This window comes from Cytobacillus sp. FSL W7-1323, from assembly GCF_038595015.1.
Taxonomy (GTDB): Bacteria; Bacillota; Bacilli; order Bacillales; family Cytobacillaceae; genus Cytobacillus; species Cytobacillus kochii.
The window spans coordinates 3,013,173-3,026,476 of record NZ_CP151998.1 but is presented as its reverse complement, the minus strand read 5'-3'; the positions used below and the strand labels follow the sequence as shown (position 1 = coordinate 3,026,476).

Below are 13,304 nucleotides of genomic sequence, written 5' to 3'. Positions count from 1 at the left end.
TGATACATTTCGCTTTAGAATACGAGACTGATTCGTTCTTAATGCACTAGCATGATGAACATACGAGGAGTAATAAGATGAAATTTAGAATAGGCTATAGAACAGTGAAAACGGCAGTCGGAGCAACTCTTGCTATTATGATTGCGCAAATGCTTGGTTTGGAGAATTATGTCTCCGCCGGTATTTTAACAATTTTATGTGTGAAGGTGACAAAAAAAGATTCCTTGCGTGCTTCATGGGATCGGATATTCGCGTGTTTCATTGCTATATTTGTTGCGTCTCTACTCTTTGAAATACTTGCCTATCATCCATTAGTTATTGGTATCGTCTTACTTGTGTTTATTCCATTAGCGGTGATGTTCAAAGCTAGCGATGGAATTGTTACAAGTTCCGTTATTATTCTACATATTTATTCAGCTGAACAAGTGACAGTGGGACTGATTTTAAATGAGGTAGGAATTATTATCATTGGGGTTGGAATTGCATTATTAGCCAATTTATACATGCCTAGCCTTGACGTGAAATTAAAGGAATATCAAGTAGAAATTGAACAAAATTTCAAACTGATTTTTGATGAGATTGTCATATATTTAAGAACAAATGAAAGTACTTGGGATGGTAAGGAAATCACGGAGACGTATCAATTAATTGAAGAAGCAAAAGCATTAGCATTCAGAGAAGTGGAAAATCATGTATTAAGGAACGAGAGTCTCTATTATAGTTATTTCAAAATGAGAGAGAAACAATTTGAAATCATTGAGCATGTTTTGCCAGTGGTGACAGCGATAGATGAAAATGTTGAGCAAGCAGAGATGATAGCTGATTTTATAGAGGATTTATCCGAACATATTCATCCAGGAAACACGGCCAGTCTCTTCATCGATAAGTTACAACAAATGCGGGCCCAATTCGCTGAAATGCCATTACCACAAACAAGAGAAGAATTTGAAGCACGCGCGGATTTACTTTATTTTATTAAAGAAATGGAAGAATATCTCTTTATCAAAAGTCAATTTGCGGGGTTAAAAGGAAGCAAGAGTTTGTATCAAAATACAGCCACTGGAGAACAATAAAGGGAAAAAGGATGTGATTCTATTGCTAAATGTGATGAGTCATCTTTTTCTAGTGTTAATGATTTCTCCACTTTGGCCCATTGGCCCAAACCCGTTACCGGGAGATCCTTTCGTGATTGTAAATAAGCGCACAAATGAGCTAACTTTTATTGATAATAGGGAGGTTCAACAGGTTGTTCATGTTGCTACAGGAAAGACTGATAGCTTAACACCAGAGGGTATGTTTACAATTATAGTAAAAGCGGAAAATCCTTATTATCGAAAAAAAGACATTCCAGGAGGAAAGAAAAATAATCCGTTAGGCACACGCTGGATGGGGTTTGATGCGAAGGAGACAGATGGCAGAATTTATGGCATTCACGGCACCAATGACCCAGATTCGATAGGTCACTATGTCTCTAATGGTTGTATTCGCCTGAAGAATGACCATGTTGAAGCTTTATTTGAGAGAATTCCTATTGGAACGAAAATATTAATTGTTTCAACTGATGAAACCACAGAACAATTAGCGAAAAAATATGGCGCGTTATAAAAGGACGGCTCAACATTCGGAATTTCCGAGTGCTGAGCCGTCCTTTTTCTTGTTAAGCTTCAAGTAGTTCCATGCTTTTTTAATTTTATATTAGAAGAACATCGTTAGACCCATTAGAAGTGTTGATGCAAGCATAACGAAAATCATCAAATAGACTATGATCTTCATTGTTTTTTTCGGCAATTTCTTTCACCCTCTCCCTTGAGTGGTATTCCTCTTTATTTTACTAGGATTTTCTCATTTGAACAACATAGAGTTTTTTTCTCGTATATTCGACATATTCGTGGAAAATTATTATAATTATATATAGTTAGAAAATAATGATATTTTTAAATAGATAGAATAGGGGGGATTTCGTTGATCAAAAAAATTGATCATATTGGTATCGCTGTTCGATCATTAGCGCAATCATTACCTTTTTATACGGAAACATTGCAATTACCTTTGTTAGGAATTGAAGAAGTGAAGAGTGAAGGCATTAAAGTAGCCTTTATTCAAATTGGGGAGACGAAACTTGAGTTATTAGAGCCGCAAACAGATGAAAGCGCTGTAGCGAAGTTTATCGCTAAAAGGGGAGAAGGTCTTCATCATGTGGCATTGGGCGTCCATTCTATTCAAGAGAGAATCGAAGAAATGAAAACAAAAGGCATTCAAATGATTCAAGATCAGCCAAAATTGGGTGCAGGTGGAGCGAGTGTAGCCTTCATGCATCCTAAATCAACTGGCAGTGTTTTATATGAATTATGTGAAAAGAAGGGAATGACAAGCTAATGGCAGACATCTATGAAAAAATTAACGAACTTTATGATCGTAGAAGAGAAGTAGAGCTTGGTGGCGGAGACGAAAGAATTGAAAAACAACATGAAAAAGGAAAACTAACAGCAAGAGAAAGAATTGCTTTATTAGTCGATGATGGTACATTTGTGGAATTAAACCCGTTTATTGAACACCGTAGCAATGATTTTGGTTTAGATAAACAAAAAGGGCCTGGTGATGGGGTTATTACTGGATATGGAAAAGTGAACGGGCGTCCGATCTTTCTTTTCTCACAGGATTTTACCGTTTTTGGTGGTGCACTAGGGGAAATGCATGCAAAAAAAATTGTGAATGTTATGGACTTAGCCGCAGAGAACGGAGCTCCGTTTATTGGCTTAAATGATTCTGGTGGTGCCCGTATACAAGAAGGTGTCGTTTCTTTAGATGGATATGGACAGATTTTTTATAGAAATTCAATTTATTCAGGTGTTATCCCACAAATATCTGTTATTTTAGGTCCGTGTGCAGGTGGGGCTGTTTATTCGCCAGCTATTACTGACTTTGTTTTTATGGTCGAGAATACGAGCCAAATGTTCATTACAGGACCAAAAGTGATTGAGACCGTTACTGGAGAAAAAATTACGGCAGAAGATTTAGGTGGAGCAAACGTACATAATACGATAAGTGGCAATGCTCACTTTAAAGGAAAGACAGAGGAAGAGGTCATTGCGCAAGTTCGGGATTTATTAAGTTATCTCCCGCAAAACAATGAAGAACGCACACCAAGAAAAGCAGATGAATCAACAGATGATTATCGACCAGATTTAACGGATATCATTCCATTTGATGCAATTAGACCTTATGATGTTCGTAAAGTAATTGATCAAGTGGTGGATGCTGATTCTTTCTTAGAGGTGCAACCTGATTTTGCCAAGAATATTGTTGTTGGCTTAGCGAGGATAAAGGGAGAATCAATTGGACTTGTTTGTAATCAACCTAAAGTGATGGCTGGCGGGTTAGATATTGATTCATCTGATAAAGCAGCCCGCTTTATTCGTTTCTGTGACTCATTTAATATCCCATTAGTGACTTTTGAGGACGTAACTGGGTTCTTTCCTGGGATTAAGCAAGAACATGGGGGAATTATTCGTCATGGCGCAAAAATTCTTTATGCCTATTCAGAAGCAACGGTACCTAAGTTAACCGTCATACTGCGAAAAGCGTTCGGAGGGGCTTATGTAGCGCTGAATAGTAAATCTATTGGGGCAGACTTGGTTTTTGCTTGGCCAAACGCTGAGGTGGCTGTCATGGGCCCTCAAGGGGCAGCTAATATTATTTTTGCTAAGGAGATTGCCACGAGTGAAAATCCTGAACAAACGAGAGCGCAAAAAATAGAAGAGTATCGTGAAAAATTTGCCAACCCATATGTCGCAGCCAGTCGGGGTATGGTAGATGATGTCATTGATCCAAGAGAAACAAGAATAAAAATCATCCAAGCGTTAGATATGTTAAAAAATAAAAAGGAAACACGCCCGTTTAAAAAGCATGGGAATATGCCTTTATAGAATAAAACATTCTTTATTTGCTGATAAGTTTCGTTAGGAGTATACTAATTAGTGTTGAAGAGAACTGTTTAAAAGCATAATAAGGCTCGTGATATTTGGAGGTTATTGACGGATGATTAATGAAGAAAGACTGTTAAATGAGTTTTTAGAACTTGTGCAAATTGATTCTGAAACAAAGGATGAAGCACAGATTGCAAAAGTATTAAAAAAGAAATTCCGTGACATTGGAGTAGAAGTATTTGAAGATGATACGACTGCGGTGACAGGGCATGGAGCGGGCAACTTAATTTGTACACTTCAAGGAAATAAAGAAGGCGTTGACCCTATTTATTTCACATCTCATATGGATACGGTTGTGCCTGGTATCGGGGTCAAACCTTCAATTCAGGATGGTTATGTAGTTACAGATGGCACAACGATTTTAGGTGCTGATGATAAGACTGGGTTAGCGGTAATGCTTGAAATCGTCAAAGTACTTAAAGAGCAAAATATTGCTCACGGTACAATCCAATTTATAATTACTGTCGGTGAAGAATCTGGACTAGTTGGTGCAAAAGCATTAGACTCTTCTCTCATTCAAGCAAAATTCGGCTATGCTCTTGATAGCGATGGAAAAGTAGGTAATATTATTGTTGCTGCGCCGACACAAGCGAAAGTGAGAGCAACGATGATTGGCAAAACGGCACATGCTGGAGTAGCACCAGAAAAAGGTATTTCTGCAATTACGATGGCATCAAAAGCGATTTCTAGAATGCCTTTAGGTAGAATTGATGAAGAAACAACAGCCAATATCGGTCGCTTTGAAGGCGGAAAACAAACAAATATCGTATGTGATCATGTCGACGTTCTTGCGGAAGCACGCTCTCTCATTGCTGAAAAAATGGAAGCGCAAGTTGAGAAAATGAAAGTGGCATTTGAAAGTGCAGCAGAAGAAATGGGTGGCAGAGCAGAAGTTAATATTGAAGTGATGTACCCAGGATTCAAATTTGCAGACGGTGACCATGTTGTCGAAGTTGCCAAAAAGGCGGCGGAAAAAGTAGGGCGTAAACCGGAATTATTGCATAGCGGTGGTGGCAGTGATGCCAACATTATTGCTGGATTTGATATTCCTACAGTAAACTTGGCAGTAGGTTATGAAGAAATTCACACAACGAACGAAAGAATGTCTATCGAAGAGCTCAATAAGTTAGCTGAAATGGTAATAGCAATTATCGAGGAAGTAGCAGCTTAAATCCTCACGATAGAGCATAGCTACAGCTCAAGTAAGGCCAACCTTGAAAGTCGCAGAGCACATTTTAATTTGTGCTAGCGGCTTTCTTTTTTGTTGATGAAAAATTATTCTTAGAGTAGTTTTGGTGAACATAAAAGAGAAGAAAAGTAGGAGAATGAGTTGGACGGATAACCTTCATACACAGCGAATCTTTGCTAATTATTAGAAAGGTATATGAGCAAATGGGGTGTGCTCGTTCAATTCAAAAAGAAGAAAGTTTGGAAGTACATCATGTTAACGTGCAAAAGACAAAAGGATAAGTCAGAGGGTTGCACAAGTCACGTTTTCGTACAAAAAGCACTAGAAAATAGATGAATTTGCGATTATTTATTCCCGTAGTACATATTTGTACGTTCTTAAATAACCAAAATTGTACATCGTTAGAATTGACATTTACATAAATGATCCCAATAGAATTCAGTGGAAATGTTGTGAAGAACATGATAGAACCCTATCAAAGATATAATTCTCCATTAGGAAAATAGTCCCTACTCTTCTCTCTTCTTTTTTACTAATTATATGATATATTTTTACTATGAACAAAAGAAGGAGTGAATCTTTTGGATAAATATATTGTGTTTCGATGTAGGCAGGAAGAGTATGCGATTACTATTGATCAGGTCATTGCTATAGAACGGGCAGAAGGTTTTACATCAGTCCCACAACTCCCGCATTATGTAAAAGGTATGATACGTTCTCGGGGTCACCTTGTCCCGGTTCTTGATATTGAAATGATATTTTATGATCGAGCGATTGAAGAAAGTAACGATAGAAGAATCATCATCATTCAAGGAGAAGAATTTGAATACGGTTTACTTGTTGCGGAAACGAAGGAGATTATTGATATAGCGGAAGGTCTTATTGAAAAGCCAGGACTTCTTTTACATATTCGTCTAGACTACTTAAAAGGGATTGCTAATTTTAAAAATAGATTAATTTCTATCATTGACAGCCATCGCTTCTTAAGCTCATTGGATGGTAATGTTTCCATTGCTGAATATATTACAGAATCTAAAGAAGCAGAGGCAGCTTTATAATCTATTTGTTATAATTGGAGGATACAAACCTAAAGGATGTGCTTTAAGTGAATTCAATGTATCCTAAAGCAGGCCGAGTGATTTTACATGTTGATATGAATAGTTTTTATGCATCTGTAGAAATGGCCTATGATCCGACATTAAAGGGGAAGCCTATTGCTATTGCTGGAAATCCTGAGGAGCGTAGAGGGATTATTGTTACTTGCAGCTATGAAGCAAGGAGATTTGGCGTAAAAACAACGATGCCATTGTGGGAAGCGAAAAAGTTATGTCCGCAATTAATAATTTTACGCCCTAATTTTGAAAGGTATCGTGCAGCGTCAATTGGTATGTTTGAGGTGCTTAATCATTATTCAGATCTTGTAGAGCCTGTCTCTATTGATGAAGGGTATATGGATATTACTGCTAGCGACCAGTTTGGCACTCCTATTGAAGTGGCTTCAATTATCCAGAACCGTATAAAAGAGCAGTTAGATTTACCTTGTAGTATTGGCATTGCACCAAATAAATTTTTAGCCAAAATGGCCTCTGATATGAAGAAGCCTCTTGGCATTACAATATTAAGAAAAAGGGATGTGCCTAGTAAATTGTGGCCTCTTCCTGTAAAAGAAATGCATGGTGTTGGTCAGAAGACAAGTGAGAAGCTTGAAAGTATGCGTATTTATACGATTGGTGATTTAGCGAAGGCAGACACGTTCATGATAAAATCTTCATTAGGCATTAATGGTGAGCGTTTAAAAGATAGAGCAAATGGCATAGATTCACGTCCGGTTGATCCAGAAGCTGCCGAGGAATTTAAAAGTATCGGTAACTCAACGACACTCCCTCGGGATATGAGTAAGCAGAAAGAACTTTTTGAAGTGTTGAATCAACTCGCTTTTAAAGTGTCTACGAGGCTAAAACGAAAAAAAGTCTATGCTACTGGTATAAGCGTGATGATCCGTTATAAAAACCGCCATACGATTACGAGAAGCAAAAAAATTGGTTTTGCTATTCAGTCAGTGGAAGAAATCTATAATCAGGCTCAGCATCTCTTTATGAAACACTGGAGTGGTGATGCTGTGAGGTTGCTTGGCATAACTGGTACGGATCTTGTCGAAAAAGGACAAGCTGTGAAACAATTAGATTTATTTCATTATGAAGAAGACGCCAAAAAAGAGCCTCTTTACCAAACCATTGAAAGTTTGAGGAAAAAGTATGGCCCATCGATTGTTGATCAGGCAGCGTCTCTTGAGTCTATACAAAAGAAAAAAGCCAATATCGGTACATCAACCAGCTTTAATAAAGATTTTTTACAGCGATTAAAAAAAGAGAAAGAATAAGTGAAAACATGTACACCACAAACTATCTTGTTGTGGTGTTTTTTAAATCTTAAAAATTGAACCTAAAAATAAAAGCAAGGCATAAGGTTTTTTTCCCTTATGCCTTGCTTTTATATTGTACATTCATATTAACGATAGTCGCCACTTTCTACCGGCCACCAGTGGAAGCCGTCTTTTTCTAATAACTCGTCAGCCGCTTTTGGACCCATTGTTCCCGCTTCGTAGTTTGGAAATTGCTCTGCTTGTTGGTTTTCCCAAACTTGTGAGATCTTATCGACGAAGCTCCAAGATAAAGCTACTTCATCCCAATGAGCAAAGTTGGTTGCGTCTCCGCGCATACAGTCATAAAGGAGTCGCTCATAAGCTTCAGGTGTGTTCATGTGATCGACACTATTGTTGGAGAAGTTGAGCTTTACTGGTGTGGCATTCATTGTGTCACCAGATTTTTGTGCGTTTAAGTAAAGACTAATTCCTTCATCTGGTTGGATATGAATGACGAGTAAATTAGGGTTTAACGTCTTTTCATGCTGATAGTATAAATTCATTGGAATATCCTTGAATTGAACGACTATTTTTGTTGATTTCGTTGCCATCTTTTTTCCTGTACGGATGTAAATAGGAACACCGGCCCAACGGAAATTGTCAATTATCAGTTTTCCGGCAATGAAAGTTTCGGTATTGGAGTCAGCTTTGACCATCGGTTCTTGACGATAACCGTTAATTGGCTCATTATTTTTGTTGCTTGGTCCATATTGGCCACGAACAAAATTCTCCTTTACAGCCTCTCCTTCAAGTGATTTCAAAGCACGGAACACTTTTACTTTTTCAGAACGGATTTCCTCGTCTGTCAGTTTAATTGGTGGTTCCATAGCAAGTAAGGCAACCATTTGCAGCATATGGTTTTGCACCATATCCCTAAGGGCACCGCTATTCTCATAATATCTCCCACGTTCTTCAACACCTAATACTTCACTTGATGTCACTTGGATATTAGATATGTAGCGATTATTCCATAGTGGTTCAAATATGGCGTTGGCGAAGCGAATGACCTCTATATTTTGGACCATTTCTTTTCCTAAATAATGATCTATCCGATAAACTTCTTCCTCAGCAAACGCTTGGCGAAGGCGATTGTTCAATTCTATTGCTGAAGGTAGATCATGACCAAATGGTTTTTCAATCACTAAACGTTTAAAACCGTCAACATCTGTTAGTCCATCTGATTTTAAATGATCGGCAATTGTGCCAAAGAATTCTGGTGCCATCGCTAAATAGAAAATGCGATTACCTTCTAATTGATAATGTGTATCTAAGTCATTTGCTAGTGTTTTTAACGCTAAATAAGAACTGGAATCTGTAACATCATGGGAATGATAATAAAAGTGTGTGATAAACTCATTAAGGTCATCATGATGCCCCTCAGCTTCTTCAATAGATTGTCGCACACTTTCTTGAAAAGCACTGTTCGTTAGTTCTCGTCTTGCAACGCCAATGATACAATAGCGTTCAGATAGTTTTCCTCTTTTAAACAATCGGTAAAGTGATGGAAATAGTTTACGTTTCGCTAAGTCACCTGTTGCACCGAATATCATAATCAAAGCAGTTGGATTTTCTGAATTATTCACAATGATATTCCTTTCTATGTAAAAAAGTTCTTTTTTTAGGTTCATCTCAACGATGAAATATATACCCACTCAAGTATAAAATTTTATCGCTTAAAGTGAAAAACAGCAACCTTTTTTAAAAGGAAATAACTGTAGCGCTTTAGCTTTATGGTGTTTTTCTGTATGATGATAATAATGAATGAGGAGAAAGGAAGAAAAGGCAGTGAAAGTTTTTTTCTTAGGAACAGGTGCGGGTGTCCCTGCGAAAGCAAGGAATGTTACGAGTATCGCTTTAAAGCTTTTAGATGAAAGAAGAGCCATATGGTTGTTCGATTGTGGAGAAGCCACACAACATCAAATTTTACATACAACAATCAAGCCAAGAAGAATAGAGAAAGTTTTTATTACTCATCTTCATGGCGATCATATATATGGTTTGCCGGGATTTTTAGCTAGTCGTTCACATCAAGGCGGCAAAGAAAAGCTAACAGTGTATGGTCCAAAGGGAATAAAAGAATATATCGAAGTGTCTCTTTCGGTTAGTCAAACTTACTTGCAGTACCCTCTGGAGATTATTGAAATAGACGAGGGGATCGTTTGTTGTGATGATCAATTCATAGTGACAGCGAAGAAACTTGACCATGGTATACCATCTTTCGGTTATCGGGTTGTAGAGAAAGATTTGCCGGGAACTTTAATGGCTGATCAATTGATAGAAGATGGTGTAAGGCCAGGTCCTATTTTTAAAAGAATTAAAGAGGGTGAGACAATTACTCTTGAGGATGGTCGCATAATTAATCCTAAAGATTATGTTGGGCCACCACAAATGGGGAGAATCGTGACTATTTTAGGTGACACGCGTTTTTGTTCGGCGGCAATTGAATTAGCACGCAATGCAAATTTACTTGTTCATGAGGCAACCTTTGCGAATGGTGAGGAACAGCTCGCACATGATTATTACCATTCAACAATTGCCCAAGCAGCTGCTGTAGCCCAGCAAGCGGGTGTAGAACAATTATGTCTCACACATATTAGTTCACGCTATGAACGTAGTGAGTGGTCACAGCTAGAAGAGCAGGCGAAAGTAGATTTCCCTGCAGTAGTCCTTGCTGAAGATTTTAAAGAAATAGATATCCCTAGGAAATAATTCTTAGTTTTATCGGTTTAACCAAATGCGACAGTAGGACCAACTCAGGACATAGGGAGAAATATCTGTTTCATTTTATCTTAAAAAATTAAAAAAACAGTTATTGACTTATAGATAGTAATCGTACTATAATCACATTTATACTTTTAAAATTATATTTTATAAAGCAATGAAGAGAAACTAGTAAACCTTATTTCCCTAGTAAAGAGAGTCAGCGGTTGGTGTGAGCTGAACTATAAATAAGATGAATTTCATTCTTGGAGCTTTTTCTTTGCTGTCATGTTCGGCCGAAGACAGTAAGGACGGTTATCAATACCGTTATGAATTCGAGTGGAAAGTCGCAAGCTTTCAAAAAGGGTGGTACCGCGTGAGTCACACGTCCCTTTATGAGCTTTGCGGCCTTTTTGTTTTATTTTCAATAAGGAATAGAGGATTTTTATAGCAAAATTCACGTAGACAAATGTCCTAATTTCCAGGGATGAAATAATGGGGAAGATATAGATAAAGGTTAAAAAAGGAGGAAAAAATCATGCAAAACGAACAATGGTCTTCTAAGCTTGGATTTATTCTTGCTTCTGCAGGTTCAGCAATTGGCTTAGGCGCGATATGGAAGCTACCCTATGTGACTGGGGAAAGTGGTGGTGGAGCTTTTATTTTATTATTCATTTTGTTCTCTTTATTTATTGGTTTTCCATTACTGCTGGCTGAGTTTGTTATCGGACGCAGTACAGGAAAAGAAGCGATTACTGCCTATAAAACGATTGCACCTAAAACAAAGTGGCATTGGGTTGGTTACTTAGGCGTATTTACTTCTTTCTTATTACTCTCTTTTTATAGTGTAATCGGTGGCTGGGTTATTCAATATTTATTTTATGGAGTAACAAGTGATAAAGGTGTAGGGATGTCGGGGTATGAGAGTCTGTTTAATGAAACTGTATCTAATCCGTATATTTCTTTAGGTGCACAGGCGTTATTCCTCATCATTACAATTTTCGTTGTTGCCAAGGGTGTACAGCAAGGGATTGAAAAGGTAAGTAAATTTATGATGCCAGCATTATTTATCTTGTTTATTATTATTATTATTCGTTCTGTTACATTAGAAGGCGCCTCAGAGGGAATAAAGTTCTTCTTGCAACCCAATTTCTCTTTATTAAACTCTGAAAGTTTATTATATGCGATGGGGCAATCATTCTTTTCTCTTAGTGTAGGGATTTCTGTAATGGTTACGTATAGTTCTTACTTATCAAAGAAAGAAAGTTTGTTACAACCGGCACTTTCTGTTGTCGCAATGAACTTATTCATTTCTATACTGGCTGGTTTGGCCATCTTTCCAGCCGTCTTTTCATTAGGGTTTGAGCCAACTGCTGGCCCTGGCCTACTATTCATCGTCTTACCAGCTGTATTTGATCAAATTATTTTTGGAAAAGTTTTCTTGTTGTTATTCTTAGCTTTGTTCTTATTCGCGACACTGACTTCTGCCTTTTCAATGCTTGAAATTGCAGTAGCTTCGGTTACGAAAGGAGCGACAAAAAATAGGGGTAAAATCGCTTGGTTATTTGGTTTGGCGATATTCATTGTCGGAATTCCTTCTAATCTTTCTTATAGCTTACTATCTGACATAACTATTTTTGGTAAATCTATTTTTGATAGTGCTGATTTCTTAGTGAGTAATATTCTTTTACCTTTTGGTGCTTTGTTGATTGCTCTATTCGTATCATATCGAATGAAAAAAGACTTATTAAAAAGCGAAATTATCATGAACTCTACGGCGCTGACAGGGGTATTTAATGTTTGGTTCTTTTTGATGAGATATATCGTACCAATCATTATTGTAATTGTGTTCTTAGATTCTTCTGGTTTATTTGATCTATTCAAGTAACAATTGAAAGACTGAGACAATATCAAGCTGCTAATCGAGTGATAGAAATACGAGCAAATGGTGGTAATCCTGTTTGTTCGTATTTTTTTGTCCCAGTCCCTATCTATAATCAAGAAAGAATGCAAAAAAATGATGAATGTGCAGCAGTGTAAATATTGATACCAATTTATTAGGTTAAACTTTCATGTTATTAGCAAAAATCTCACCAAGCTTTTTAGACTGTGCTGTCGCTGCTTTAATGCATTCTACAAATGCTTCTTGTACCGCATGTGCTTCGAGTACCTTTAATCCTGCCTCTGTTGTTCCTCCAGGGCTAGTGACCTCTTTTCGTAATTGTGCAGATTCCTTTGACGATCTCTCAAGCATTTCTGCAGCACCTATTAAGGTTTGAATAATAAACTTTTTCGCTACCTCTTTTTCGAGCCCTATTTCTACTGCACTTTTTTCCATCGCTTCAACTAGATAATAAATATAGGCTGGACCACTTCCAGATAATCCTGTAACCGCATCTAAGTCTTCCTCTTTTACGATGGTCGTTAAACCAACTGTTTCAAACATTCCTTTAACTGTTTCTAATTGTAAATGGTTTACATTATGATTGATGGCTAATGCACTGGCAGATTTACCAATTGTTGCTGAAGTATTAGGCATGGCTCGAACAATAGCTAGGTCTGTGTCTACCATTTCTTCAATAGAAGTAATGGATACCCCTGCTAAGACGGAGACGATTAACATGTCTTTACGTAAATAAGCTCGAATACTTTGAATCGCTTCTCCAACATCCTTTGGTTTCATAGCTAAGCAGACGATATTGACATGAGAGAGGATGTCTTTTATGTCATAAGATATGTTGACACCATAAGATTGTTGTAATTCATAGAGTTTTTCTTGATTGCATTTGTTTGTTACCCATACATTGTTTCCACTTACTAATTTTTGCGTAATGATGCCAGATATTAGAGCTTCAGCCATCGAACCTGCGCCAATAAATGCGATTTTCATTTTTTTTTCCTCCTTGATAATGTTGATAAGGTTCGTACTTGCAAACTCCGTCAAGGTCAATAAAAAAAGCCCCTTCATCCTGTAAAGGACGAAAGGACGTGCTTCCGTGGTACCACC

At 37.5% G+C, this 13,304-nt stretch carries 12 protein-coding genes and 1 other annotated feature; of the genes, 9 read left to right on the top strand and 3 right to left on the bottom strand.

The features are described 5' to 3' along the window. Positions 1 to 77: 77 nt before the first annotated feature. Both MKX67_RS15285 and MKX67_RS15280 read left to right on the top strand, forming a co-directional pair. Positions 78 to 1,073, top strand: a complete 996-nt coding sequence (locus MKX67_RS15285; RefSeq protein ID WP_224936034.1) for an aromatic acid exporter family protein — start codon at positions 78 to 80, stop codon at positions 1,071 to 1,073. A 34-nt stretch (positions 1,074 to 1,107) separates the two neighbouring features. After that, positions 1,108 to 1,605, top strand: coding sequence for a L,D-transpeptidase (locus tag MKX67_RS15280; protein WP_307313732.1), 498 nt, complete (start codon positions 1,108 to 1,110; stop codon positions 1,603 to 1,605). A 90-nt stretch (positions 1,606 to 1,695) separates the two neighbouring features. On the opposite strand, the gene MKX67_RS15275 is transcribed toward MKX67_RS15280, so the two are convergent. Then, positions 1,696 to 1,752 (bottom strand): hypothetical protein, encoded by a 57-nt coding sequence (locus MKX67_RS15275; protein WP_233435382.1) that lies wholly within the window; start codon positions 1,750 to 1,752, stop codon positions 1,696 to 1,698. A 210-nt stretch (positions 1,753 to 1,962) separates the two neighbouring features. Between MKX67_RS15275 and mce the strand changes: the two genes are divergently transcribed. From mce to MKX67_RS15250, 5 genes are all read left to right on the top strand, one after another. Beyond that, positions 1,963 to 2,376, top strand: a complete 414-nt coding sequence (gene mce / locus MKX67_RS15270) for a methylmalonyl-CoA epimerase (RefSeq protein ID WP_307312959.1) — start codon at positions 1,963 to 1,965, stop codon at positions 2,374 to 2,376. Further along, positions 2,376 to 3,926, top strand: a complete 1,551-nt coding sequence (locus MKX67_RS15265) for an acyl-CoA carboxylase subunit beta (RefSeq protein ID WP_307312961.1) — start codon at positions 2,376 to 2,378, stop codon at positions 3,924 to 3,926. Before mce ends, MKX67_RS15265 begins: the two co-directional genes overlap by 1 nt. Before the next feature lie 112 nt (positions 3,927 to 4,038). Continuing rightward, the gene (locus MKX67_RS15260) at positions 4,039 to 5,157 is read left to right on the top strand and encodes a M20/M25/M40 family metallo-hydrolase (RefSeq protein WP_095372660.1); all 1,119 of its coding nucleotides are present in this window, start codon (positions 4,039 to 4,041) and stop codon (positions 5,155 to 5,157) included. 599 nt (positions 5,158 to 5,756) lie between these two features. After that, positions 5,757 to 6,233: a chemotaxis protein CheW gene (locus tag MKX67_RS15255; RefSeq protein ID WP_157733941.1), complete on the top strand. Its 477-nt coding sequence runs from the start codon at positions 5,757 to 5,759 to the stop codon at positions 6,231 to 6,233. Positions 6,234 to 6,280: 47 nt separating this feature from the next. Beyond that, the gene (locus MKX67_RS15250; RefSeq protein ID WP_341096344.1) at positions 6,281 to 7,555 is read left to right on the top strand and encodes a DNA polymerase IV; all 1,275 of its coding nucleotides are present in this window, start codon (positions 6,281 to 6,283) and stop codon (positions 7,553 to 7,555) included. Between the two features lie 128 nt (positions 7,556 to 7,683). Here MKX67_RS15250 and zwf read toward each other — a convergent pair whose 3' ends face one another. Then, positions 7,684 to 9,147 carry a glucose-6-phosphate dehydrogenase gene (gene zwf / locus MKX67_RS15245; protein ID WP_342489281.1) on the bottom strand — a complete coding sequence of 488 codons (1,464 nt, stop codon included), beginning with the start codon at positions 9,145 to 9,147 and terminating at the stop codon, positions 7,684 to 7,686. Between the two features lie 235 nt (positions 9,148 to 9,382). Here zwf and rnz point away from each other — a divergent pair, with 235 nt between their 5' ends. Together rnz and MKX67_RS15235 are read left to right on the top strand one after the other, a co-directional pair. After that, a complete protein-coding gene (gene rnz, locus MKX67_RS15240) occupies positions 9,383 to 10,306 on the top strand; it encodes a ribonuclease Z (protein WP_342488425.1) in 924 nt (307 codons plus the stop codon). Between the two features lie 160 nt (positions 10,307 to 10,466). Next, positions 10,467 to 10,693 (top strand) — a binding site (T-box leader). A 139-nt stretch (positions 10,694 to 10,832) separates the two neighbouring features. Further along, entirely contained in the window at positions 10,833 to 12,185 is a 1,353-nt protein-coding gene (locus MKX67_RS15235; RefSeq protein WP_341058638.1) for a sodium-dependent transporter, read from the top strand. A gap of 174 nt (positions 12,186 to 12,359) precedes the next feature. Here the strand turns inward: MKX67_RS15235 and proC are convergent, their stop codons facing one another. Further along, on the bottom strand, positions 12,360 to 13,187 hold the full coding sequence (proC, locus tag MKX67_RS15230) for a pyrroline-5-carboxylate reductase (protein WP_095372665.1): 828 nt from the start codon (positions 13,185 to 13,187) through the stop codon (positions 12,360 to 12,362). Between the last annotated feature and the right edge of the window lie 117 nt (positions 13,188 to 13,304).

Coding starts and splice junctions, on each gene's coding strand:
- proC (WP_095372665.1), bottom strand. CDS start 13,187: ATGAAAATCGCATTTATTGGCGCAGGTTCGATGGCTGAAGCTCTAATA.
- MKX67_RS15260 (WP_095372660.1), top strand. CDS start 4,039: ATGATTAATGAAGAAAGACTGTTAAATGAGTTTTTAGAACTTGTGCAA.
- MKX67_RS15265 (WP_307312961.1), top strand. CDS start 2,376: ATGGCAGACATCTATGAAAAAATTAACGAACTTTATGATCGTAGAAGA.
- MKX67_RS15285 (WP_224936034.1), top strand. CDS start 78: ATGAAATTTAGAATAGGCTATAGAACAGTGAAAACGGCAGTCGGAGCA.
- MKX67_RS15280 (WP_307313732.1), top strand. CDS start 1,108: ATGAGTCATCTTTTTCTAGTGTTAATGATTTCTCCACTTTGGCCCATT.
- zwf (WP_342489281.1), bottom strand. CDS start 9,147: ATGATATTCGGTGCAACAGGTGACTTAGCGAAACGTAAACTATTTCCA.